The organism is Bradyrhizobium sp. 187 (assembly GCF_023101005.1).
Classification (GTDB): domain Bacteria; phylum Pseudomonadota; class Alphaproteobacteria; order Rhizobiales; family Xanthobacteraceae; genus Bradyrhizobium; species Bradyrhizobium canariense_D.
The window spans coordinates 2,012,916-2,036,178 of the sequence record NZ_CP064693.1 but is presented as its reverse complement, the minus strand read 5'-3'; the positions used below and the strand labels follow the sequence as shown (position 1 = coordinate 2,036,178).

General features: G+C 63.6%; 28 protein-coding genes and 1 pseudogene. 16 read left to right on the top strand and 13 right to left on the bottom strand.

Features of this window, described 5'->3' with window-relative positions; genetic code table 11:
- The first annotated feature begins 65 nt into the window (after positions 1-65).
- From IVB19_RS09755 to IVB19_RS09725, 7 genes and pseudogenes are all read left to right on the top strand, one after another.
- Positions 66-1,853 (top strand): thiamine pyrophosphate-requiring protein, encoded by a 1,788-nt coding sequence (locus IVB19_RS09755; RefSeq protein ID WP_018456213.1) that lies wholly within the window; start codon positions 66-68, stop codon positions 1,851-1,853.
- An 8-nt stretch (positions 1,854-1,861) separates the two neighbouring features.
- Complete coding sequence (locus IVB19_RS09750; protein WP_018456212.1) at positions 1,862-2,089, top strand: hypothetical protein; 228 nt, start codon at positions 1,862-1,864, stop codon at positions 2,087-2,089.
- An 87-nt stretch (positions 2,090-2,176) separates the two neighbouring features.
- A complete protein-coding gene (locus IVB19_RS09745; RefSeq protein ID WP_026233107.1) occupies positions 2,177-2,728 on the top strand; it encodes a DUF4142 domain-containing protein in 552 nt (183 codons plus the stop codon).
- Positions 2,729-2,916: 188 nt separating this feature from the next.
- A pseudogene (locus IVB19_RS09740) lies at positions 2,917-3,015 on the top strand (SDR family oxidoreductase); the annotation flags it as partial.
- Between the two features lie 134 nt (positions 3,016-3,149).
- Complete coding sequence (locus IVB19_RS09735; RefSeq protein ID WP_018456209.1) at positions 3,150-3,734, top strand: phosphatase PAP2 family protein; 585 nt, start codon at positions 3,150-3,152, stop codon at positions 3,732-3,734.
- On the top strand, positions 3,731-4,078 hold the full coding sequence (locus tag IVB19_RS09730) for a DUF3147 family protein (protein WP_018456208.1): 348 nt from the start codon (positions 3,731-3,733) through the stop codon (positions 4,076-4,078). The genes IVB19_RS09735 and IVB19_RS09730 overlap by 4 nt, the downstream gene beginning before the upstream one ends.
- Entirely contained in the window at positions 4,078-4,566 is a 489-nt protein-coding gene (locus tag IVB19_RS09725) for a DUF3147 family protein (RefSeq protein WP_018456207.1), read from the top strand. The genes IVB19_RS09730 and IVB19_RS09725 overlap by 1 nt, the downstream gene beginning before the upstream one ends.
- Here IVB19_RS09725 and IVB19_RS09720 read toward each other — a convergent pair.
- Entirely contained in the window at positions 4,563-4,730 is a 168-nt protein-coding gene (locus IVB19_RS09720) for a hypothetical protein (RefSeq protein ID WP_162847273.1), read from the bottom strand. The genes IVB19_RS09725 and IVB19_RS09720 overlap by 4 nt on opposite strands.
- 176 nt (positions 4,731-4,906) lie before the next feature.
- Here IVB19_RS09720 and IVB19_RS09715 point away from each other — a divergent pair, with 176 nt between their 5' ends.
- A complete protein-coding gene (locus tag IVB19_RS09715; RefSeq protein WP_018456205.1) occupies positions 4,907-5,155 on the top strand; it encodes a hypothetical protein in 249 nt (82 codons plus the stop codon).
- A 137-nt stretch (positions 5,156-5,292) separates the two neighbouring features.
- On the opposite strand, the gene IVB19_RS09710 is transcribed toward IVB19_RS09715, so the two are convergent.
- Together IVB19_RS09710 and IVB19_RS09705 are read right to left on the bottom strand one after the other, a co-directional pair.
- Positions 5,293-5,499 carry a hypothetical protein gene (locus IVB19_RS09710; RefSeq protein ID WP_007594775.1) on the bottom strand — a complete coding sequence of 69 codons (207 nt, stop codon included), beginning with the start codon at positions 5,497-5,499 and terminating at the stop codon, positions 5,293-5,295.
- A gap of 315 nt (positions 5,500-5,814) precedes the next feature.
- Positions 5,815-6,009 carry a hypothetical protein gene (locus IVB19_RS09705; protein ID WP_026233106.1) on the bottom strand — a complete coding sequence of 65 codons (195 nt, stop codon included), beginning with the start codon at positions 6,007-6,009 and terminating at the stop codon, positions 5,815-5,817.
- Between the two features lie 96 nt (positions 6,010-6,105).
- Between IVB19_RS09705 and IVB19_RS09700 the strand changes: the two genes are divergently transcribed.
- A complete protein-coding gene (locus IVB19_RS09700; RefSeq protein ID WP_018456203.1) occupies positions 6,106-6,618 on the top strand; it encodes a DUF4142 domain-containing protein in 513 nt (170 codons plus the stop codon).
- A gap of 4 nt (positions 6,619-6,622) precedes the next feature.
- On the opposite strand, the gene IVB19_RS09695 is transcribed toward IVB19_RS09700, so the two are convergent.
- On the bottom strand, positions 6,623-6,919 hold the full coding sequence (locus IVB19_RS09695) for a hypothetical protein (RefSeq protein WP_026233105.1): 297 nt from the start codon (positions 6,917-6,919) through the stop codon (positions 6,623-6,625).
- Positions 6,920-7,200: 281 nt separating this feature from the next.
- On the opposite strand from IVB19_RS09695, the gene IVB19_RS09690 reads away from it, so the two are divergent.
- Both IVB19_RS09690 and IVB19_RS09685 read left to right on the top strand, forming a co-directional pair.
- The gene (locus tag IVB19_RS09690) at positions 7,201-13,488 is read left to right on the top strand and encodes a HAMP domain-containing protein (RefSeq protein WP_247363566.1); all 6,288 of its coding nucleotides are present in this window, start codon (positions 7,201-7,203) and stop codon (positions 13,486-13,488) included.
- A gap of 13 nt (positions 13,489-13,501) precedes the next feature.
- Complete coding sequence (locus IVB19_RS09685; protein WP_018456201.1) at positions 13,502-14,992, top strand: HWE histidine kinase domain-containing protein; 1,491 nt, start codon at positions 13,502-13,504, stop codon at positions 14,990-14,992.
- Here IVB19_RS09685 and IVB19_RS09680 read toward each other — a convergent pair.
- Entirely contained in the window at positions 14,989-15,210 is a 222-nt protein-coding gene (locus tag IVB19_RS09680; protein ID WP_018456200.1) for a hypothetical protein, read from the bottom strand. The genes IVB19_RS09685 and IVB19_RS09680 overlap by 4 nt on opposite strands.
- 138 nt (positions 15,211-15,348) lie before the next feature.
- Between IVB19_RS09680 and IVB19_RS09675 the strand changes: the two genes are divergently transcribed.
- On the top strand, positions 15,349-15,606 hold the full coding sequence (locus tag IVB19_RS09675) for a hypothetical protein (RefSeq protein WP_018456199.1): 258 nt from the start codon (positions 15,349-15,351) through the stop codon (positions 15,604-15,606).
- Positions 15,607-15,700: 94 nt separating this feature from the next.
- Positions 15,701-15,949, top strand: a complete 249-nt coding sequence (locus IVB19_RS09670) for a hypothetical protein (RefSeq protein ID WP_018456198.1) — start codon at positions 15,701-15,703, stop codon at positions 15,947-15,949.
- A gap of 130 nt (positions 15,950-16,079) precedes the next feature.
- Here IVB19_RS09670 and IVB19_RS09665 read toward each other — a convergent pair whose 3' ends face one another.
- Together IVB19_RS09665 and IVB19_RS09660 are read right to left on the bottom strand one after the other, a co-directional pair.
- On the bottom strand, positions 16,080-16,289 hold the full coding sequence (locus IVB19_RS09665) for a hypothetical protein (RefSeq protein WP_039799669.1): 210 nt from the start codon (positions 16,287-16,289) through the stop codon (positions 16,080-16,082).
- Between the two features lie 18 nt (positions 16,290-16,307).
- Positions 16,308-16,529, bottom strand: coding sequence for a hypothetical protein (locus tag IVB19_RS09660; protein ID WP_018456196.1), 222 nt, complete (start codon positions 16,527-16,529; stop codon positions 16,308-16,310).
- A gap of 115 nt (positions 16,530-16,644) precedes the next feature.
- Here IVB19_RS09660 and IVB19_RS09655 point away from each other — a divergent pair, with 115 nt between their 5' ends.
- Both IVB19_RS09655 and IVB19_RS09650 read left to right on the top strand, forming a co-directional pair.
- Positions 16,645-16,839 carry a DUF3072 domain-containing protein gene (locus IVB19_RS09655; protein WP_018456195.1) on the top strand — a complete coding sequence of 65 codons (195 nt, stop codon included), beginning with the start codon at positions 16,645-16,647 and terminating at the stop codon, positions 16,837-16,839.
- Positions 16,840-16,924: 85 nt separating this feature from the next.
- A complete protein-coding gene (locus IVB19_RS09650; protein ID WP_018456194.1) occupies positions 16,925-17,242 on the top strand; it encodes a DUF6496 domain-containing protein in 318 nt (105 codons plus the stop codon).
- Positions 17,243-17,248: 6 nt separating this feature from the next.
- Here IVB19_RS09650 and IVB19_RS09645 read toward each other — a convergent pair whose 3' ends face one another.
- Together IVB19_RS09645 and IVB19_RS09640 are read right to left on the bottom strand one after the other, a co-directional pair.
- The gene (locus IVB19_RS09645; RefSeq protein WP_247821346.1) at positions 17,249-17,617 is read right to left on the bottom strand and encodes a hypothetical protein; all 369 of its coding nucleotides are present in this window, start codon (positions 17,615-17,617) and stop codon (positions 17,249-17,251) included.
- A gap of 267 nt (positions 17,618-17,884) precedes the next feature.
- The gene (locus IVB19_RS09640; RefSeq protein ID WP_018456192.1) at positions 17,885-19,423 is read right to left on the bottom strand and encodes a Do family serine endopeptidase; all 1,539 of its coding nucleotides are present in this window, start codon (positions 19,421-19,423) and stop codon (positions 17,885-17,887) included.
- Between the two features lie 209 nt (positions 19,424-19,632).
- Here IVB19_RS09640 and IVB19_RS09635 point away from each other — a divergent pair, with 209 nt between their 5' ends.
- Positions 19,633-20,469, top strand: coding sequence for a universal stress protein (locus tag IVB19_RS09635; RefSeq protein WP_018456191.1), 837 nt, complete (start codon positions 19,633-19,635; stop codon positions 20,467-20,469).
- A gap of 114 nt (positions 20,470-20,583) precedes the next feature.
- On the opposite strand, the gene IVB19_RS09630 is transcribed toward IVB19_RS09635, so the two are convergent.
- The 4 genes from IVB19_RS09630 to IVB19_RS09615 form a co-directional block, all read right to left on the bottom strand.
- On the bottom strand, positions 20,584-20,796 hold the full coding sequence (locus IVB19_RS09630) for a hypothetical protein (protein WP_018456190.1): 213 nt from the start codon (positions 20,794-20,796) through the stop codon (positions 20,584-20,586).
- Between the two features lie 280 nt (positions 20,797-21,076).
- Positions 21,077-21,814, bottom strand: coding sequence for a ribulose-phosphate 3-epimerase (rpe, locus tag IVB19_RS09625; RefSeq protein WP_018456189.1), 738 nt, complete (start codon positions 21,812-21,814; stop codon positions 21,077-21,079).
- The gene (gene cbbX / locus IVB19_RS09620) at positions 21,811-22,746 is read right to left on the bottom strand and encodes a CbbX protein (RefSeq protein WP_247821345.1); all 936 of its coding nucleotides are present in this window, start codon (positions 22,744-22,746) and stop codon (positions 21,811-21,813) included. The genes rpe and cbbX overlap by 4 nt, the downstream gene beginning before the upstream one ends.
- A gap of 98 nt (positions 22,747-22,844) precedes the next feature.
- A complete protein-coding gene (locus IVB19_RS09615) occupies positions 22,845-23,252 on the bottom strand; it encodes a ribulose bisphosphate carboxylase small subunit (RefSeq protein WP_018456187.1) in 408 nt (135 codons plus the stop codon).
- Between the last annotated feature and the right edge of the window lie 11 nt (positions 23,253-23,263).

The following is a 23,263-nucleotide window of genomic DNA, read 5'->3' as shown; positions in this document are numbered from 1 at the left end:
AACGGGTGGTTCTCTCAACTTCAAATCCCGGAAACCAAATACCGGAAAACGAAGGGCCGCCCTTGATGTCCCAGACCGTCTCCGACTTCATCGTTCAACGTCTGCATCAATGGGGCGTGCGCCACCTCTTTGGCTATCCTGGCGATGGCATCAACGGCGTGTTCGGAGCCCTTCAGCGTGCTGAGGGCAAGATCGGCTTTGTTCAGACCCGGCATGAGGAGATGGCCGCTTTCATGGCGAGCGCCTATGCGAAGTTCTCTGGCCAACTCGGGGTCTGTATCGCAACTTCGGGCCCCGGCGCCTCGCATCTGATCACCGGGCTCTACGATGCCCTGCTGGATCACCAGCCCGTGCTCGCGATCGTCGGCCAGCAGGCACGCAATGCGCTGGGCGGGCAATATCAGCAGGAACTCGATCTCGTCTCGATGTTCAAGGATGTGGCTGGCGCCTACGTCATGCAGGCCTCCTCGCCGGCGCAGATCCGGCATCTGATCGATCGATCGATCCGGATCGCGCTGGCCCGGCGGACGCCAACGGTGATCATCCTGCCCAACGATATCCAGGAGGAGCCCTACGAGGACCCGCCGCGCGCTCACGGCACTCTGCACTCCGGCATTGGCTATAGCGCTCCAAGCATCAAGCCTCGTGACGCTGACCTCGACCGTGCCGCCGAGGTGCTCAATGCCGGCAAGAAGGTCGCGATGCTCATCGGCGCCGGCGCGCTCCACGCCACCGAGGAGGTGATCGCGGTCGCCGACCGCTTGTCCGCCGGCTGCGCCAAGGCGCTGCTCGGCAAGGCGGCGCTCCCCGACGATCTGCCGTGGGTCACCGGCTCGATCGGCCTGCTCGGCACCGAACCCAGCTACAACATGATGATGGAATGCGACACACTGCTGATGGTCGGCTCCGCCTTTCCCTATGCCGAATTCCTGCCGAAGGAAGGCGCGGCGCGCGGCGTGCAGATCGACATCGACGCCAGCATGATGTCGATCCGCTTTCCCATGGAGGTCGGCCTCGTCGGCGATGCCGCCGAGACGCTGCGCGCCCTGCTGCCGCGACTGAAACCCAAGAGCGATGGCGCCTGGCGCCAGGGTATCCAGGACGACGTCGCGAAATGGTGGAAGACGCTCGATGATCGGGCACATCAGCCCGCAGCACCGGTCAATCCGCAGCTCGTCGCCTGGGAGCTGTCTCCGCGCCTGCCCGACCGCGCCATCGTCACCAGCGATTCCGGCTCCTGCGCCAACTGGTTCGCGCGCGACCTGAAGATGCGCCGCGGCATGACGGCCTCGCTCTCAGGCGGGCTCGCCTCGATGGGTGCCGCGGTGCCCTATGCGCTCGCCGCGAAATACGCCCATTCCGACCGCCCGGTGATCGCACTCGTCGGCGACGGCGCGATGCAGATGAACAACATGGCCGAGCTGATCACCGCCGCCAAGTATTGGCGCGACTGGAAGGATCCGCGCTTCATCGTCTGCGTCTTCAACAATGAAGACCTCAACCAGGTGACCTGGGAGCAGCGCGTCATCAACGGCGATCCGAAATTCGAGGCATCGCAGCGCATACCAAACGTGTCCTATTCGCGCTTTGCCGAACTGATCGGCCTCTCCGGCATCTATGTCGACAGCCCGCGGCTGCTGGGCTCGGCCTGGGAGCAGGCGCTGGCGAGCGAGATGCCGGTGGTGCTGGAGGTGAAGACCGATCCCGAAGTGCCGCCGCTGCCGCCGCACATCACCTTGCAGCAGGCCAAGAACTTCTCGCTTGCGCTGCTGAAGGGCGATCCCAACGAGAGCGGAGTGATCAAGGGGGCGGCGCGGCAGGTGCTGGAAAAGATCCTACCTGGAAACGAATGAGGTGAAGCATGAGCGATTTCCGCGATATCCAGCACGGCGTCAACGATCCCGTGGATGGCCTCGACGTGAAGCGGCAGATCAACGACAACCGGACGCCGCATGAACGGGCACAACGCCATGCAGACGTGCGTGCCGAGGCCACTGCCACGCCGAGCGAGCCATTTCTGCCCGAACGGCTTCGGCGCAAGCCTACCGATCCAATCAACCCGCGGAGCGGGCGGAGACCGACGGATTAGCCGTTAGGAACTCCGGCCGCTGCAGTGTGTTGGTGGGCGCAACGTCGCGCGGCGAGAGGCTGCGCGCCCATTCGGAGGGATCGGACCATGAAACGAATGATTATCGCAGCTGCTTGCGTGCTGCTCGCAGGCCCCGCACTCGCCCAGTCGCTCGGCGAGAAAACCGGCGTCAACTCGGCGCTCGGCGTCGCGCCCGCCACCGCCGACTTCGTCAAGGAAGTCGCCATCAGCGATATGTTCGAGCTCGAGTCGAGCAAGCTTGCCGAGCAGAAAGGCAACGCGCAGGAGAAGACCTTTGCGCAACAGATGGTGACCGACCACACCAAGACCAGCAGCGAACTTAAGGGCCTTGTCAGCGGCGGCAAGGTGCAGGCGACGCTGCCGACAGCACTCGACAGCTCGCATCAGAGCAAACTCGACAAGCTCAAGAGCGCGAATGGCAAGGACTTCAGTTCGGATTACAATTCGTACCAGGTCAGCGCCCATGAGGACGCGGTCTCGCTGTTCGAGCGTTACGCCAAGGGCGGCGACAATTCCGACCTGAAGGATTGGGCCGGCAAGACGCTGCCGGCGCTCAAGCACCATCTCGACATGGCCAAGGAGCTCGGCAAGGCGCCGAGCGTCGGTCAGACCAAGTAAACATCTTACGAGGACGCCGGCCCTACCGGCGTCCTCTCGTTTTGCAACGATGCCTGTCTCCGCGCAGTGAGATCGAAGATCGCGGAGATCGTCATGACACATCACGACAAGACTTCAGTATCCCGCCGGCACGTCGTCCAAGCGGCGAGCGCAACGCTCGCTGCTGCTTCGCTGGCCTCTTCGACAGCGGAGGCATGACGCCGCTCGGCCGTTCCGGCCAGCCCGCCGAACTGGCCTCGATTTATGTGCAGCGTGCCGCGGCCGACGCGAGCAATGCGACCGGCTAGGTGTATGGGTCCGCTGGTGGATCGGGACAGCCGTAGTCGGCGCGGCAGACTTATGCCACGAGGCAGAGCCCAGGAACCTTCTTTGTCTCCGGGCTTTACAAAACTGTCATGAAGGACATCACGCTTGCAGACCGATGGCATTAGTAGAGGTTAAACCTAGCCGGATCGACACCGCGATCGCGGATACGATCGCTGATCACACCAATTCAGGCATCGAGCACACGGCGCAGACATTGACCTGGGCTGCCGACGAGCACGTGCTGCTCGCGCTGGCCGCGGCAGGGTGGCTCTACACTCATATTTGGCAGCCCCAACAGCGCCCCGTTGCAAATCACGTTCTGGCCGTGTCGCTGGCGACTGCCGTCCTCCCGCATGTCCTGAAATCCATATTCGATCAGACCAGGCCAGACCGGCTGACCATACGCGGACACCGACATGGAGTACCCATCTCAGGACAGGCGCGCGACGCCTTCCCGTCCGGTCACGCGGTCCATATGGGCGCACTTGCCTCGGCGGCGGGCCTGCTGCCAAAAACGCCGCGTCGGTTGGTGCGTGCGATTGCGGTCGCACTTTCGCTGACACGGATTGCGGTACTCGCGCATTGGGCAAGCGACGTCGTCGCAGGCTTTGCGCTGGGCGCGGCCGTAGAGAGACTCTTGCGGCCATGGACACTGACGCAATCGTTGCGCAAGCAGCTCACTTGGCGGAAACGGCCATGACCGAATATGTCGTGCGCTTCATCGCCGGTGGCATCATCGTCTCCGCTTTTGCGATCTTGGGCGATATGCTCAAACCCAAAAGCTTTGCGGGGTTGCTCGGCGCAGCACCGTCAGTTGCACTGGCGACGCTCGGCATCGCCGTCGTCCAGCACGGCCCGCAATACGCCGCGGCAGAAAGCTGGACGATGATCTATGGCGCGGTCGCGCTCGGCTGCTACAGCGTCGTCGTCTGCCATCTGCTGATCAGATACTGTGTGTCCGCGCTGCCGGCGACCGTCCTTGCTGGTATCGTGTGGCTTGCGGTCGCCTTCGGCCTGCTCGCCGGCTTTGGAGGTGCGGCCTGATGCCGGTCAAGCTGTCGCTCTCCGCGCTGAAGCAGACGCGCTGGTACGAATACGGCATTCGTTTCCTGCTCGGTGGCCTGGCGACCGTGCTCACGGGGGTTCTGGGAGCGCGCTTCGGTGTTTCCGTCGGCGGACTTTTCCTTGCGCTTCCCGCCATCTTCTGCGCGAGCGCAACGCTGGTCGAAAGCCATGAACGCCGCACCAAGGAGAAGGCCGGCCTCAGCGGCACGCGCCGCGGACAAGAGGCCGCCGGGCTCGACGCGGCTGGTGCCGCCTGGGGAAGCATCGGTCTCCTGGCATTCGCCGCCGTCTTTCATGTTACCGTGGCCGCAAGCGTTCCGGGCGCTTTCGCCGCCGCGTTGATAGCTTGGGCCGTGGTTTCGGTATTGGCCTGGGGGCTCAGGCGCAAGCTGCGCATCGTCTCCCGCAAACCGCACCGGTCAGCCCATTCGCCATCAGCAAAGGGTTCTCCCCTTACGAAGCGTTAGCCCGCCTTGGCATGCATTGACGGCTGCAATCTCGGCGGTTGAAGGCCCGGGCTGTTGGCCCAGCGCTCGACCTGCTCGATGACCTTCTGGTGGCTGGGGCGCACCGGCCTGGGTGCTTCGCTCTCTTCGACATGTGTGCGGGGCAATCTGACTTCGTTCGTCATGACGTCTCTCCCATTTGCCGGGAGTATACACCTGTCAAAGGATCCTTGCATCACATAAATTATTGATTTCATTATATTTTCTGGCTAACTTGGCGTCATAGCCGCATCTTGTGGAACCGCGGCCGAATGAGTTCGTTGAGTAAACTACTCAACTTGCTCATTTTGGGTGATTGATCATGAACGACCTTCGCGCCGAGCGGCTCCAGGTCATGCTGTCACCGGAAGAACTGGCCGCGGTGGACGACTTCCGGTTCAAACATCGCATGCCGACGCGAGCCGCGGCCGTGCGCGAGCTCCTGAAGCTCGGACTGGCCACCGCCGCAGTCGATGCAGGGGCGAATGTCAAATCGAGCAGGTTCGGAGTTTTCGGGCGCGGCCCGGACGGCCATACGCAACCGCATCCCGAGCGCGGCTCCGAGGATTAGTCCAGCCTGATGCTCAAGCAAACGGCCCCGGCACGGGGTGCCAGGGCCGTCCTTGGAGATTACTTCCGGATCACCGGGGGCATGACAACCGGAAGCAATCCCTCGACTCTTCGCGTGCGAATTCGTTCCTGAAGGAATTAGCCGCTCGGCGCGTCGCCGGAATCATCGGGCGCCATGCCGGAACCGGGCGTCTTGCTGTTGTCGTTCAGCTTGGGATCGCGCGTGGCCTCACGAGAGGGCGAGCCCTTTGGCTCCGACTTGTGCACGGTCTGCGCACGCTGCTTGTCCCGCGGCTGCTGTTCACCGCGCTGATCTCTGATGATGCCTTGGTCGGAATGGGCCATGATAGCTCTCGCCTCTTTGCTGTCTCGAAGCGCTTACGCGCCGGAGCGTCGAAGGTTCCGACCCGCGAGATCAGACTGCTAACTGTGCGCTGAGTGCACCGGGGTCGATGCATTTTCGTGATGCACCTGCCGCACTGTCGTCACGGTGGCGAACGCGACCGACACGCCAAAGGCGAGGATGAGCGAAAGAAGAGCCAGACGTGGAGCCATTGCAAAAACCTCCTGAAATAGGAAATCAACGCGATCGACTGTTACGAATGATCCTGCTTGTTGTCCGTGCGCAGTCTCACACGCAGATCCACGAACACGACAGAATTACGCATCCTGCTTTTGAGGCCTGCGCGTTGGAACGGGCGGCACCTCGCCGTCGAGCCAATCCTGCTCGTCGGCAAGTGCCGTCCACGCATTCGCCATGCGCAGAAAACGATTGTGTGCCGGCTGTGCTTCGGCCCTCTCGGCGAGCTGGAGGCAGTTGTCGGCGTTATCCCTGAAGATCTCGGACTGTTTCATCAACATGAATTGGGGACGGAACCGACGCGTCGCAACCGCCCTTACCGGATCGTAACATCTGCGGAACTTTCGACCGCCGTCCGCCATTGGACGTCCATGCGGATTCTTCTCGCGATGGTTTTGGCGTTCATCAGCACTGCACCGCTTGCCGACAGCACCGGAGAGCGACGGCCGACCGGCAGCACGCCGACCGCAACCGAGACCATCAGCGACCTCTACACTTTCAGCCGCTTTCAGCAGGGCTTGCTGGAGAGCACCGACCTGAAGGGCAATGCCGAGGTCAAGAACCTCGCCGCCCTGCGCGCCGAAGAAGCAGCCCGGCGCGACAAGGCCCTGAAACAGATTCAGGAGACGATCGGCACCGAACCGCGCGTCGCCAAGACGACCTCGGCGAGCGCGAGCCTGGTCGAGCCCGAAACTTCGGACGGACCGACTTTCGTCAGAAGCTTCTATGCCGCGCAGATTCCCGAGTATGAATCGGTGATCGACCTGCTCGAGCGCTATCTGAAGGCGCCCGACAATGCCGCGCTTGCAACATTCGCGCGCGAGCAGCTCCCACTGTTGCGCTCACAGGTCAAAGAAGCCGAGCGCACCATGGCAGACAAGTAGCCGTTTATTTATTGTTCGGACGACTTTGCTGGCTCTCCGGCCGCACGGTGCGGTCGCTCTCCGGCATCCGGTCCCGGCCGGCATCCCCATTGTCATCCTTGCCGCCCGAAGTCGAGGTGCCGCTACCGCTGGGATTGGACCGGGTCGACGCACCCGTAGTTGGTGTGTCCGCGCGTGGGGTGGCGGAGCTTGCGGCGGGGTCGCCGGTCACCGCACCACGGCCGCTGGGCGCGCCGCCTTGTGCGAACGCCGATCCAGCCAACAACATCACGGTGCCGATCACGGCAAATCCTGCTTTCATGTGCGCTCTCCCTGTATTCGAGGCTAACAGCAGGACCAGCGGTCAGTTCCGGAAGCGATGACCGAGGCCCGAACGGGCCCCCAAGGTGTCTTCCCTCGGCAGAAATCAGGAACCCAATGGAACCATTCCGAGGTATCGCTATTATGTTAATCGGGCTGAGCAAAGCAGGTTCCACGTCCTGGCGCCGTAACGTTGGCGCTTGATTTCGAATTTGGCTGACGCTCTATTTTGATAATCCGCGTCTTGCCTGGGAATCGGCTGACGCCTGCGGGGGACAAATTATGAGCGACCTCGATCCCGGATCTGCATCACGTTCCGGTCGTCGCGTTCCAAAGCCAAAAACCAACGGCATGTCGGAGCCCGATTCCCGGGCAGAATTGCTGCTCGCCCTGCAGGCCATGCGCAACGGCGATTTCTCCGTGCGCATGAGCGGCGACTATCTCGGCATCGACGGCAAGCTCGCCGACACTTTCAACGACATCATCGCCGCCAATCAGCGCATGGCGCAGCAGCTCGAACTGGTCGGCCAGGTGGTGGGCCGCGAGGGCAAGACCCGCCAGCGCGTGAAGTTTGGGCTGGCCTCCGGCTCCTGGGCCGACATGGAAGGCTCGGTCAATACGCTGATCGACGATTTGCTGTGGCCGACGCGCGAGGTGACGCGCGCGGTCGCAGCCGTGGCGCAGGGCGACCTGCTCCAGACCGTCAAGCTCGACGTCGATGGACGCCCCCTGCGCGGCGAATTCCTGCAGTCGGCGACCATCGTCAACACCATGATCAAGCAGCTCGGCGTGTTCACCTCCGAGGTGACGCGCGTGGCGCGCGAGGTCGGCACCGAAGGCAAGCTCGGCGGCCAGGCCCAGGTGCCTGAGGTGACCGGCGTCTGGAAGGATCTGACCGAGAGCGTCAACTCGATGGCGAACAACCTGACCAACCAGGTTCGCAACATCGCCGAGGTGACGATCGCAGTTGCGAACGGCGACCTCTCGAAGAAGATCACGGTCGACGTCCGCGGCGAGATCCTTCAGCTCAAGGAAGCCATCAACACGATGGTGGACCAGCTCCGCTCCTTTGCGTCGGAAGTGACGCGCGTGGCGCGCGAGGTCGGCACCGACGGCAAGCTTGGCGGCCAAGCCATCGTGCCAGGCGTCGCCGGCACCTGGAAGGATCTCACCGACAGCGTCAACGCGATGTGCGGCAATCTCACCGCACAGGTGCGCAACATCGCCAACGTCACCACCGCCGTGGCCCGCGGCGACCTGTCGCGCAAGATCACGGTGGACGTGCGCGGCGAAATCCTGGAGCTGAAGGACACCATCAACACCATGGTGGACCAGCTCAACTCGTTCGCCTCGGAAGTGACGCGCGTCGCGCGCGAGGTCGGCACCGAAGGCAAGCTCGGCGGCCAGGCCCAGGTGCCGGGCGTCGCCGGTACCTGGAAGGACCTCACCGACAACGTCAACTTCATGGCGTCGAACCTCACCGCGCAGGTCCGCAACATCGCCGACGTTGCCACCGCCATCGCGAGCGGCGACCTCTCCAAGAAGATCACGGTGAACGTCTCGGGCGAAATCCTTCAGTTGAAGGAAACGCTCAACACGATGGTCGACCAGCTCAACGCCTTCGCCGGCGAAGTCACGCGCGTCGCGCGCGAGGTCGGCACCGAGGGCCGGCTCGGCGGCCAGGCCAACGTGCTCGGCGTCGCCGGCACCTGGAAGGACTTGACCGAGAGCGTCAACTCGATGGCCTCGAACCTCACCGCGCAGGTCCGTAACATCGCCGAGGTGACGACCGCGGTCGCGGGCGGCGATTTGTCGAAAAAGATCACCGTCGATGTCCGCGGCGAGATCCTCGAGCTGAAAGACACCATCAACACCATGGTGGACCAGCTCAACGCCTTTGCCGGCGAAGTCACGCGCGTTGCCCGCGAGGTCGGCACCGAAGGCAAACTCGGCGGCCAGGCCCAGGTGCGCGGCGTCGCCGGCACCTGGAAGGATCTCACCGACAGCGTCAACTCGATGGCCTCGAACCTGACCGGCCAGGTCCGCAACATCGCCGAAGTCGCGACCGCGGTGGCCAAGGGCGATTTGTCGAAGAAGATTACCGTCAACGTGTCAGGCGAAATCCTTCAGCTGAAGGAAACGCTCAACACCATGGTGGACCAGCTCAACGCCTTCGCCGGCGAAGTCACGCGCGTCGCGCGCGAAGTCGGCACCGAAGGCAAGCTCGGCGGCCAGGCCGAAGTCCCCGGCGTCGCCGGCACCTGGAAGGACCTCACCGACAGCGTCAACTCGATGGCGGGCAACCTCACCGCCCAGGTCCGCAACATCGCCGAAGTTGCGACCGCGATCGCCGGCGGCGACTTGTCGCGCAAGATCACCGTGGACGTGCGCGGCGAGATCCTTCAGCTCAAGGACACGCTGAACACGATGGTCGACCAGCTCAACCGCTTCGCGGGCGAGGTGACGCGCGTGGCGCGCGAGGTCGGCACTGAAGGTCGGCTCGGCGGCCAGGCCAACGTGCCCGGCGTCGCCGGCACCTGGAAAGACCTCACCGACAGCGTCAACTCGATGGCGGGCAACCTCACCGCCCAGGTCCGCAATATCGCCGAAGTCACCACTGCCGTGGCGCGCGGCGACCTCTCGCGCAAGATCACCGTCGACGTCCGTGGCGAGATTTTGGAGCTGAAGAATACCATCAACACCATGGTGGACCAGCTCAACGGCTTTGCCGGTGAAGTGACGCGCGTCGCGCGCGAAGTCGGCACCGAAGGCAAGCTCGGCGGCCAGGCCGAGGTGCCCGGCGTTGCCGGCACCTGGAAGGATCTCACCGACAACGTCAACTTCATGGCCTCGAACCTCACGGCGCAGGTCCGCAACATCGCCGAGGTCGCGACCGCGATCGCCGGCGGCGACCTGTCGAAGAAGATCACGGTGGACGTGCGCGGCGAAATTCTGCTGCTCAAGGACACCTTGAACACCATGGTCGAGCAGCTCCGCTCCTTCGCCGCCGAAGTGACGCGCGTCGCGCGCGAGGTCGGCACCGAGGGCCGGCTCGGCGGCCAGGCCGTCGTGCCCGGCGTCGGCGGCACCTGGAAGGACCTCACCGACAACGTCAACCTGCTGGCCGCGAACCTCACCACCCAGGTCCGCAACATCGCCGAAGTCACCACCGCCGTCGCGCGCGGCGACCTGTCGCGCAAGATCACCGTCGACGTGAAGGGCGAAATTCTCGAGCTCAAGAACACCATCAACACCATGGTGGACCAGCTCAATGCCTTCGCCGGCGAAGTGACGCGCGTTGCCCGCGAGGTCGGCACCGAAGGCGAACTCGGCGGCCAGGCCCAGGTGCCCGGCGTCGCCGGCACCTGGAAGGATCTCACCGACACGGTCAACTTCATGGCGGCGAACCTGACCGAGCAGGTCCGCGGCATCGTCAAGGTGGTGACCGCGGTCGCCAACGGCGATCTCAAGCAGAACCTCACCGTGAAATCGAAAGGCGAGGTCGCGGCGCTCGCCGACACCATCAACAACATGACCGAGACGCTCGCGACTTTCGCCGACCAGGTGACGTCGGTGGCGCGCGAGGTCGGCGTCGAGGGCAGGCTCGGTGGTCAGGCCGACGTGCCTGGCGCCGCGGGCACCTGGAAGGACCTCACCGGCAACGTCAATTTGCTGGCAGCCAACCTCACCTCGCAGGTGCGCGCGATTGCGGAAGTGGCGACCGCCGTGACCAAGGGCGACCTGACGCGGTCGATCCAGGTCGACGCCCGCGGCGAGGTCGCAGAGCTGAAAGACAACATCAACACGATGATCACGAACCTCCGTCTCACGACGGACGTGAACACCGAGCAGGATTGGCTGAAGACCAATCTGGCGAAATTCACCAACATGCTTCAGGGCCAGCGCGACCTCACCACCGTCGGTCGCCTGCTGCTGACCGAATTGTCGCCGCTGGTGAATGCGCATACCGGCGTGATCTACCAGGTCGAGAATGAAGAGAATCCGCGGCTCCTGCTGCTTGCCTCCTATGCCGGCGACGGCGTCTATCCGTATCCGCGCGTGCTGCCATTCGGCGACGGCCTGATCGGCCAATGCGCGCTCGACCGGCGCCCGCGCGTGATTGCGGACATTCCGGCCGACGTGGTGCCGATCAATTCGGCGCTGCTTCGCGTCGCGCCGAAGAACCTCGTGGTGCTGCCGGTGCTGTTCGAAGGCCAGGTCAAGGCGGTCATCGAGCTCGCCTCGCTCACCTCCTTCACCACCTCGCAGATGACCTTCCTGGAGCAGCTTACGGACTCGATCGGCATTGTGCTCAACTCGATCGAGGCGACGATGCAGACCGAGGGCCTGCTCAAGCAGTCGCAGCAGCTCGCCGGCGAGCTCCAGACCCAGCAGCGCGAATTGCAGCAGACCAACGACCAGCTCGAACAGAAGGCGCAGCAGCTCGCCGAGCGCAACGTCGAAGTCGAGCGCAAGAACCAGGAGATCGAGCAGGCCCGGCGCGCACTGGAGGAAAAGGCGACCGAGCTCGCACTGACCTCGAAGTACAAGTCCGAATTCCTGGCCAATATGAGCCACGAGCTGCGCACGCCGCTGAACTCGATCCTGATCCTCGGCCAGCAGCTCACCGACAATCCGGACGGCAATCTTACCGGCAAGCAGGTCGAATTCGCCCGCACCATCCATGGCGCCGGCACCGACCTGCTCAATCTCATCAGCGACATTCTCGATCTTTCCAAGATCGAGTCCGGTACGGTGACGGTCGACGCCGAGGAAATCCTGACCGCGAATCTGCTCGAGACGGTCGGGCGGCCGTTCCGTCACGAGGCGGAGAACCGCAATTTGTCGTTCAAGATCGACGTCGATCCGAATCTTGCGCGCAGCCTCGTCACCGATTCCAAGCGCCTGCAGCAGGTTTTGAAGAACCTGCTCTCCAACGCCTTCAAGTTCACCGCCGAGGGCGAAGTGCGCCTGAAGGTCGCCGCCGCGGTCGGCGGCTGGGGCACGGATCATCCCGTGCTGAACTCGGCGCCGGCCGTGATCGCATTCGAAGTGTCCGATACCGGCATCGGCATTCCGCTGGAGAAGCAGAAGCTGATCTTCGAGGCGTTCCAGCAAGCGGATGCCGGCACCAGTCGCAAATATGGCGGTACCGGCCTCGGCCTTGCGATCAGCCGCGAACTCGCAAGCCTGCTCGGCGGCGAGATCCACCTGCGCAGCTTGCCGGGCAAGGGCTCGTGCTTCACGCTTTACCTGCCGCTGAAATATTCCGGCCCGACGCTCGCACCCCGCGCAACGCCCCAACAGAGCCAGCCGCCGGCGCTGCAGCCCGCGACAGCCGAACCGCAGCGCGTGATCGAGCAGCTTCCCGACGACCGGCTCAACCTCGAACCCGGCGATAGCATCCTCCTGATCGTCGAGGACGACCCGCACTACGCGCGCGTGTTGGTCGACCTCGCCCGCGACAAGGGATTCAAGGTGCTGGTCGCGGCCCGCGGCGCGGAGGCGCTGGAGCTTGCAAAGCAGTACCAGCCGAGGGCTGTCTCGCTCGACGTATTCCTGCCGGATATGCTCGGCTGGACCGTGTTGAGCCAGCTCAAGCACAATCCGCTGACCCGCCACATCCCCGTGCAGATCATCACGCTCGACGAGGACCGCCAGCATGCGCTGGCGCGCGGCGCCTTCTCCTTCGTCAACAAGCCGACGACGACCGAGGGTGTCTCGGCCGCGCTGACCCAGATCAAGGAATATGCGCGACCGCGGCGCAAGCGGCTGCTCATTGTCGAGGACAACGAGGCCGAGCAGCTCTCGATCCGCGAGCTCCTGCATCACGACGACATCGAGATCGTGACGACCGGCACCGGTGCCGACGCGCTCTCGATGCTGCGTGAGAACCCCTGTGATTGCGTCGTGCTCGACCTGCGCCTGCCCGACATGACCGGCTTCGAGGTGCTGGACCAGATCCGCAATGACGAGGCGCTCTCGAACGTTCCGGTGGTCGTCTTCACCGGCCGCGAGCTGTCGGCCGAGGAAGATGCGGAGCTCCACACCATGGCGCGGAGCATCGTGGTCAAGGGCGTGGAATCGCCGGAGCGCCTGCTCGACGAGACCGCGCTGTTCCTGCACCGCGTGATCACGGAGTTGCCGATCGAGAAGCAGCGCATGCTCGAGAAGCTGAACAGTTCCGACGAAGACCTGATCGGCAAGACCGCCCTGCTCGTCGACGACGACGCCCGCAACATCTTTGCGCTGTCGAGCGTGCTGGAGCGGCGCGGCATGAAGGTGCTGACGGCCACGACTGGCAACGAGGCGGTGGCCCTGGTCGAATCCAACCCGGAGATCGCCATCGTGCTGATGGACATCATGATGCCGCAGATGGATGGCTATCAGACCATCGGCGTCATTCGTGAAAACCCCACCTTCGCCCGTCTTCCGATCATCGCGTTGACGGCCAAGGCCATGAAGGGCGACCGCGAGAAATGCCTCGAGGCCGGCGCGTCCGACTATCTCGCCAAACCCGTCAACACCGATCAATTGCTGCTTGCAATCCGCATGTGGCTGCACCGCTGAGTTGGATGCCCGTATGGACCACGAAAAGGTCAACATCCTCCTCGTCGACGACCAGCCGGCCAAGCTGCTCGCCTATGAGGTGATCCTGAAGGATCTCGGCCAGAACCTCGTGATCGCCTCGTCCGGTCGCGAGGCTCTGGAGGTGCTGCTCAAGACCGAGATCGCGGTGATCCTGGTCGACGTCTGCATGCCCGAGCTCGACGGCTTCGAGCTCGCCGCGATGATCCGCGAGCACCCGCGCTTCCAGAAGACCGCGATGATCTTCATCTCGGCCATTCAAGTCAGCGACATCGACCGCCTGCGCGGCTACGAGATGGGCGCCGTCGACTACGTCCCGGTGCCGGTCGTGCCGGAGGTGCTGCGCGCCAAGGTCAAGGTGTTTGCAGAGCTCTATCGCAAGACGCGCGAGCTCGAACGGCTGAATCAGGACCTCGAGGACCGCGTGCGTGCACGCACCGCCGAGCTTGAGAATTCCACAGCAAAGCTGCGCGAGAGCGAAGAGCGGCGCAGCATGGCGATCGCCGCCGGCAAGATGGGCTCCTGGGACTGGGACTGGATCACCGGCGACTGGATGTGGGACGAGGGACAATACCGCATCTTTGGTGTTGGCCCGGAGAGCTTCGAGGTGAATCCGGCCAACGTTCAGGCGCTGTTGCATCCGGATGACGTCGATCAGTTGCGCAAGGCGATCGCCGAATTCAACAAGGGCACGCGCTCCTATGAAACGGAGTTCCGCATCGTGCGGCCCGACGGCGATGTGCGCTGGTGTGTCGGCACGGCCGCCGCCACGGTTGACGATAGCGGTCGGGTCATGCGCGTCAGCGGCGTGACGGTGGACATCACCGAACGCAAGCGCGCCGAGGAACGGCAGACTCTCCTGGCGCGGGAAGTCGATCATCGCGCCAAGAATGCGCTGGCGCTGGCGCAATCGATCGTGCGCCTCACCCGCGCCGACGAGGTCAAAGCCTATGTCAGCGCCGTCGAGGGACGCATCAATGCACTGGCGCGCGTGCACACGATCCTGTCGCTATCGAGCTGGCAGGGCGCCGAACTCTCGAAGCTGATCGACGAGGAGCTTGCGCCCTATTCCCTCGGCGGCCAGATCAAATTGGCGGGGTCGGAAGTTCAGTTGCTGCCGGCAACCGCCCAGACGCTGGCGCTGGCGCTGCATGAGCTTTTCACCAACTCGGCGAAATATGGCGCGCTCTCGACGCGGAAGGGACGGCTCGCAATCGGCTGGCAGGTCGAGGACGAGCTGCTCACGCTGACCTGGGAGGAATCCGGCGGCCCGCTCGTCATGACGCCGAAATCCCGCGGCTTTGGTACGCGGAGCCTGCTTGCGAGCGTCGAGTCCCAGCTCGGCGGGCAGGCGCGATTCGATTGGCGCGCCGAGGGTCTGCTGTGCCGGCTCGAGGTGCCGTTGGTCCGCAAGACTGCCGCGACGACCGCGCCCGGCAACTTCGAAGCCGCCAGCTCCGCCGAATTGCAGCGCGCTTCCGGCTAACCGGAGGCCGCACTCTTCCTGCGCTGCGTCGTTTGCGGCTCGCGCGCGACCCGTCCTTCGAGCCAGGCTTCTGTTTGGGCGAGATCGCGCAGAGCCTTGGCATAGCGGCACGCCGCGCTTCGCTCCGCGCCGCGGGGCAGCTTGCGCGCTTTGCGGAGGATGTCCGCAGCGGCATTACGATAAGCCAGAGAGCGATAGAGAAAGACCACCTTACCCATATCGAATGTTCCCGTGTTGCGCGGTCATTCTCGCCCACCCGGCATGAACGTCGGATGAAGCGGACGATGACAATTCCTTCATGCGGGTGGAACCGGCGCGTGTCGCAGGCGTTGCATGCGAGATTGGGATAGAGTTCCATGCGCGCGAAGAAGTCGTCTGACCTGATCTCTCCCAGCGGGCTCGTCAAGCTGATGACGCACGCGATGATGGGCGCAGCCTTAGGACTCGCTTTCAGCCTCTTGCTCGTGCTGTCCAATCCCGGCGTCGCCAATTTGCTGAGTCACGGCGGAAGGCAGGCCGTTGTCGTTTTCGCCCTCACCTTGGTGACGACGTTCGCGATCGGCGCGACACTGACCGGCGTCGTTTTCATCCTGGCCGAGGACAAGCAATCTTGAACTATGCGTGCTTTACCGGAATTCTTTGTTCGGAACTCCTGCGACGAATGGCAGTTGGCTGCCTGCGTCAATTCAACTCAGGGAGTTCCCGCAGATGAAGACCACCAAGCTCGCTCTTGCCGTGATGTTGGCAACCGGCCTCGCCGCTGCACCGTTCGCCGTGCAGGCCAAGTCGCACAAGGCAAAACACGGATCATCGATGTCATCGTCGCAGACCACCACGGGCGCCAACACCAAGTCCTCCAAGGGTGCTGATCCCTCCGGTCAGGGCGGCTCCGGCCCCGGCTCCGACCAGGGCGGCACCATGACGAACAACAAAGCCGGCATGAGCAACACCAAGTAGGCGTTCGTCGAAAACACGAAGGCCCCGCGATCGCGGGGCCTCTTGCTTTGGTATTCGAACAGACTTCTCTCGGGCCGCTTCGTCAACATGCGGTATCGACGAGCCCCGCACCTCGCGTTGCGCGTAGGCTTCAGCTACGATGGCTGCCCAGGATGTCAGGATGAACGCCTGCAGGATCTGACTTCACCAGATGGTCGAGTCGTGCGCGCTTGCGCGCGATCAAGAGCTGGGCCGCGGCGTCGTCGAGCCCCTCGCGTTGCAGCTGCCGGATGGCAGAGCCCAGTTCGAGAATCTCGGCGCGCAGCTTTAGAATCCGGTATGCATCCGGATCTTCCTCCACCATGCGCTCCCAAGGCTCTCAGCGGCGCGCGATCACGCGCAGAGGACTACCTGATGTCTTCGCGGAACGAAGGCGCATCCTATCGCGGACATTCGGCAGGACATCGCCGCCACCTGCAGCCTTCCATTCGCCGATCAGCAGATTGATTTTCCGGCGCAGATCCATCTGCGCCAGGGCCTTCTCCGTGCAGTCCCGATCGCGCTCGACAAGCTCGCGTACGGCCGCCTCGACATCGGCCATTTCCAGCCTCAAGGCGCTGATTTTACGTCGAATTTCATTAATTTTGTTGTCCATGACTTGTTAGAACAAAATAAGAACATATAGTCAAGTCACGATTTCAGAAGGGAGAAGCGACATGCAGGTTCAAGGTAAATACGATGCCAAGTCTTTCCTCACCGAGCAGATGACGCGGGCGCAGGGCCTCCGGCTGAAACGGCTGAGCGAAGAGGCGTATCAGCCCGCGCAATACGCGCGGGATCTGTCCTCCAGCGAGGCAGCACGGCGCATTCAGGTGCTGGAAGCGGAGATCGAGCTGGCGGATTCGTTCTAGGCTAGGTCGCCCATCCGGAACGTTGCTTGCGCTTTCGGAACCATGCCTGTCCCGGATTGTTTTCCCAGGCCAAGGGAGAACATGCATGGCACGCAAGGCAAAGAAGCGCCGCTACTCGCGCAGCTCCGGCAGCGATGTCGAAGGCGAGATGAAGCGCTACAAGAAGGGGACCGCGAAAAGCGGACCGGGCGGTCGAGGCGGACGCGTGAAGAGCCGCAAGCAGGCAATCGCGATCGGCCTGTCGAAAGCGCGCAAGAAGGGCAAGAAGGTCCCGAAGAAGGCCGCGAAACGAAAGACGTCCAAGAAGACGTCAAAGAAGACATCTCGGAAAACATCCAAGAAGACTTCGAGAAAGAGTTCGAAGAAGACGTCGAAGCGCAAATCCTCCAAACGGTCGCGCTGACCTCAGTCAGATCATGCTGCCCGGCATGAAGCAGCGGATCGAAACGCCGAACGCGGTCTTCACCGGCCACACCATGGTGCGGCCGGCCCGGTTCGGCTCGGTGATCACGGCTTCGTCCGGTACCTCGACCCACTCGCCGTCGAGCCGCACGCGGTAATGTCCATTGTGCGAGTCCCAATCGGGATCGGCGACCGCAAACCCATCCGCATCCGAGCAGCACGGACCGAGATGGCTGCGCAGGCCGTCGAACCACGGCTTGAGAGGTGAGTCCGCGTAGCGGCCGTCGTCGCGCCCGAGAGCGTTTCCACCCCATAGCACGAGTGGCGCTACCAACGGCGCCACAAGCAGCGCACTTCTCAGCTTCAATCGATCCATGTCGGCACCGATCAAATACGAATTGCCGGCCGGCTCAGCGGCGGCAAGTTCGAAGTTCCACGCTTGCAATCGTCGGCGGCTTCATTGCCGCCGAGTCCGTACGAGATCCGCAATTGTGATGAGCGAACACGGCTTTTTCGGACGAAACCGGGTCATCCTCCCTGCCGTTAACGAGAATGTTATCGGCGATGTGCGGAAATCCTGAAGGCGAACGGGAAAGGCGGCCCGAAGGCCGCCTTTTTGGAGTTGCGCCGATCGACGTTCGCCTTATGCGAGCGGCACCGCCACGAACCGGGTCGTCTGCGCGCTTCTGACCTGCAGCAGCACGCTGCGCTTGCCGGACGATTTCGCTTGCGCCAGCTCCGAACGGACATCGCCGATATTGGCGACGGCCTTGCCGCCCACGTTGAGGATGACGTCGCCGGTCTGGATGCCGCGTTGCGCGGCCGGGCCTTGCGGATCGACTTCAGTGACGACGACGCCCTTCTGGCCGGCGCCCTGCACGTCGCCGGCCGGAGCCAGGCTGAGCCCGAGACGCGGCGGCATGCCGGCATCTGGCTGAGACTTGCCCTCGTCGGCTCTAGCCTGCCGCTCGTTCGGCAACTCGCCAAGCGCCAGTGTCACCGTCTTGCTGTCGCCTTTGTGGACGACATCGAGCTTCACGGACGTGCCCGGCGCCAGGGTGGCGATGGTGCGGGCGAGATCGCGGGAATCCTTGATCGCGGTGCCATTGACGGCGGTGATGACGTCGCCCGCCTCGATGCCCGCCTTCGCCGCCGGGCTGCCGTCCTGCGGATTGTCAACGATCGCACCGCGCGCCTCCTTGAGGCCGAGACTGTCGGCGATATCCGACGTCACCGGCTGCACCTGCACGCCGAGCCAGCCGCGTGTGACCGCGCCCTTGTCCTTCAACTGTGCGACGACGAGCTTTGCGGTCGAAGCCGGAATGTCGAAGCCGATGCCGACCGAGCCGCCGGAGGGCGAGAAGATCGCGGTGTTCACGCCGATCACGTTGCCGTTCATGTCGAAGGCCGGCCCGCCGGAATTGCCCTTGTTGATCGGCGCGTCGATCTGGATGAAGTCGTCATAGGGACCATTACCGATGTCGCGGCCGCTGGCCGAGACGATGCCGGCGGTCACGGTGCCGCCGAGGCCGAAGGGATTGCCGACCGCGACCACCCAGTCGCCGATACGCGGCTTCTGGTCGGAGAATTTGACGAACGGAAAATCCTTCTTGCCCTCGACCTTGATCAGCGCGAGATCCGTCTTCGGATCGGTGCCGACCACTTTCGCGCTGTAGATGGTGCCGTCGTCCATCGTCACTTGCACCGATTCGGCGTGATCGACGACGTGGTTGTTGGTCACGGCATAGCCGTCGGCGGAGATGAAGAAGCCGGAGCCCTCACCCGTGATCATCTGGCGGCGCTGGCGCGGCATGCCCTCCATGCCACCCGGGCCGCGGAAGCCGAATTGCCGCGAGAACTGGTCGAACGGCGTCGCCTCGTCCGAATCCATCCGGTTCTGTTGCAGCATCGCGCTCTTATCATTGTCCTGGTCGATCCTGACCCGCACCGAAATGACGGCGGGTTTGACCTTGCTGACGAGGTCGCCGAAGCCCGGCGGTGTCGCGGCGGTCTCCGCGGCCTGGGCGGGCGCAATGAAGGAGGTCGCGCTGAACGGCGAAGAGCCGGGAGCAGTCGCCAGCACGGCCACGCCAAGCGCGGCCACGGTGCCGAGCAGCGCGAGCCGGCGCGGCCTCAGGACCTTGCGGGACGTTGTGGTGTCGGAATTGACGTGATCGCTCATGTCGATATGTCCATGTTGGGTAAGTCGCCTTGCACCCAACATGGTGGTCGCCACCTTACAGCGTCCCGTCCACGCGATTAAATCTTGGCAAAGTAGCCGGGCCGGCGATACGGCCAAAGGTCAAGGCTGCACGTTTGATGCAGCTCAACGCGGGCCATGCGCACCGTGGAAGACTGCGGCCACCGGATGATGTCCATCGGAGGCACGTCATGTACAAAGACATTCTCGTCCACATCCCCACCGAGCGGCCGATCCGCCCGGTGATCGACGGCTCGATCTCGCTCGCAGCGGGCCTCAACGCCCATCTCGATGCAGTCGCGGTTGGCTATGTGGCAACCAGTGCGGCCTATATCATGGAGGGCGGCGCTGCGGTGGCGGCGGTGTTCGAGATGGAGCGCGAGAGTGCAGTGGAGCGGGCCGAGGCGGCGCTCGCGGTATTCAAGAGCAAAGCGATGAACGCCGGCATTTCCTACACATGCCACCCACTCGGGGCGATGCCGGGGGATGCGGTCGGCTTGCTCGGCGAGATGGCGCGGCTGCACGATCTCAGCATCGTGCTCCAGCCGGATCCGGCGCAAGGCTCACTCGACAACGATGTGCCCGGCGAGATCCTGTTCCAGGCGGGTGGCCCGGTGCTTTTCCTGCCCTACACCTTCCATGGAGCGTTCAAGGCGAAACGGATCGGCATCTGCTGGGATGGCAGCCGCCTCGCCGCGCGCGCTATGCGCGACGCCGCACCATTCCTGGCCCGCGCCGAGGAGATCGTGATCATTGCGATCAACGAAACAGATATGGTTCCCGAGGAAGTCTCGACGCGCAATCTGGCAAGGCATCTCGGCCGGCGCGGACTGTCGACCCGCACGGTCAACCTGTCGGCCCCGCGCTCTGACATTCAGCCGACCATGCTGTCGCTGGCAGCCGATGAGAACCTGGATGTTCTGATCATGGGCGGCTACGGCCATTCGCGTTTGCAGGAGCGGTTCCTCGGCGGCGTCACCCGCGCCATGCTGGAAGCCATGACCGTCCCGACGCTGATGTCGCATTAATCGAGGGCTTATCCAGGTCGGGCCGGTCACAAGCCTTGTCGTTCGGGCTGACAACCGCGTCTTGAGCGGTGCCGGCGTCGGCAAGTTCAGGTCATATTCGAACAAGTTGGACCGTCACGCCGCGGCGGGTCTCTCCCACGCCGTGGCCTCGACGCCGTCCTCGTCTTGTTGCGCATTGCACGCGTCGAAATGCGCCTTGAGTTCGACTTCGGCGAGATGTTCGAAATGTTCGGCCTGGCCGAGCAGTTCCCAGCTCTGGAGCGGCCGGTAGGCGGCCTGCTGACGACAGAGGGACGCTAGCGCGCGGTAGCGACGTACGTTGTCCATGAGACCCTCCCTCGCATTCACAGAGCTTATTGCCCTTATTTGCGTCAGGGCGATGGCGGTTGTGCAAAAGATTTGCTGCGCCCGCCGCGCGCTTGACTCGCTTGTTTCTAGGCAAACGCGTATCGAGGCGAAAGTTCCAATCAGCGCGGACTCAACCGCTTCGGACCTTACCGCAGGCCAAGGCTAGGGTTGTGGGTCATCCTCGTATATCTGCAGTGCAAAGGGGCACGCCCTGGCACACCCCATTACGGTGCCGGCTCGCCCGCCTGTATCCGGCAGTCTACCGGATGAGCGCGGGCTCACCGGCACGCATTGTCTGCGCCGAACTATGTTGCAGCATCGGAACCCTGCCGGCTTCCGCAGCGGCGCGGATGGCCGCGATGTTGCCGGCATAGTCCGCGCTGCTCTTGCCGCGAAACACGGCGGAGCCCGCTACAAGCGTATCGGCGCCCGCAGCGGCCACGGCGGCGGCATTGTCGCGCGTGATGCCACCGTCAACCTCGAGTCGGATCGGCCGGTCGCCTATCATGCTTCGAATACGCCCGATCTTCTCGAGTTGGGATTCGAGGAAGGACTGGCCGCCAAAGCCCGGATTGACCGTCATCACCAGGACGAGGTCGAGGCGATCGAGCACATATTCGATCGTGCTTTCGGGAGTCGCGGGACACAGGCTGACGCCGGCTTTCTTGCCGAGCGCGCGGATGGCCTGGAGCGAGCGATCGAGGTGCGGACCGGCTTCGGCATGCACCGTGATGACATCCGCGCCGGCCTTCGCGAACGCTTCGAGATAGGGATCGGCGGGCGCGATCATGAGATGCACGTCGAACATTTTCTTCGTCAGCGGCCGGATCGCCCTGATGACGTCCGCGCCATAACTGATGTTCGGGACGAAATGCCCGTCCATGACGTCGCAGTGAATCCAGTCGGCACCCGCCGCATCGATCGCCACGATCTCCTCGCCGAGGCGGGCGAAATTCGCAGCCAGGATTGACGGCGCGATGAGGATTTCTCTCGTCATGGCTTCGCACTCCCCTGCGCGTCCGCACCGCCGCTGAAGACGCGGCTCGCCAGGACGTCCATGGGATCGATCGTTTCGAGGTCGGCGATATCGAGCATGCGGTCGAGATCGGACACCAGCCGATCGGCCTGCCGCAGGCGGATGCGGTCGACGGCGTTGCGGATCGAGCGCGCATTGGAGAAGAACGGCTGGGTCCGACGTAGCGCGATGTATTTCTCGAACGCCTCGCGCGCCGCCGCCGAGAGGCGATAACCCAGTTCCTTCAGCATCAGCTCGGCGATGACGAGCAGCTCGGCTTCCGCATAGTCCGGAAAGTCGATGTGATGCGCGATCCGCGAACGGAAGCCGGGATTAGAGGCAAAGAAGCTCGTCATCCGCTCGCCATAGCCGGCAAGGATCACGACGAGGTCCTCGCGCTGGTTTTCCATCACCTGGAGCAGGATCTCGATCGCCTCCTGGCCGTAGTCGCGCTCGTTGTCGGGACGGTGCAGATAATAGGCCTCGTCGATGAACAGCACGCCGCCCATCGCCTTCTTCAGGATCTCCTTGGTCTTCGGCGCGGTGTGGCCGATATACTGGCCGACCAAATCGTCGCGCGTCACCGAGATCACCTGCCCGCGCCGCACGAAACCGAGGCCGTGCAGGATCTTTGCCATGCGCAGCGCGACCGTCGTCTTGCCGGTGCCGGGATTGCCGGTAAACGACATATGCAGCGTCGGTGGCGACGAAGCCAATCCCGCACGCTGCCGGATACGTTCGATCAGCAAGAGCGACGCGATCTGGCGCACGCGGCTCTTCACCGGCTTCAATCCGATCAGCTCCTGCTCGAGCTGCTGCAGCGTGCCCGTGATTCCAGCCTCTTCGGCCTCCTTGCGGAGATCGAAACTGGTCTCGCCGGGCTCAGTGGTCATGGCGTGGGGAACATCCAGCATCGGCACCTCGAAGAAAAGGGCTTCGCCGCGGGGGAGCGGCGAAGCAGTGGTCCGCCAAGGAAACGGAGCAGGGAGTGCTCCGCGCGGAGGAGAATGACTTAGGTTGGTGCGTGCGCGAGCTGCCGGCGCACGGTGGTGTAGCGGATCGCGCGTCCGCTCACCTCCTGCCGCACCAGCTCGAACTCGGCTTCCTGCGGCGGGCGGTTGACGATGAACGAGATCCGCACCGATTCCCAGCCATGGCTGGAGTCGAAGCCGCTGAGGCGGATGTATCGGTCGCCATACACTCTGCGGCATTCGGCGAGCTCCATCATCACGCCGGCGGCGTCCTGGAGATCGAACATCGGCAGGCCCCACATCTCCCAATAGGTGTTGCGGGGATGCGGATCGTCGGTGAACTCGATGTTCACCGCCCAGCCGTTGGTCAGGCAATACTGCACCTGCTTGGTGATCTGGTCGTCGGTCAGATCGGGCAGGAATGAGAAGCAGCCTTGGGTCAGCTTCATGTCAAATCTCC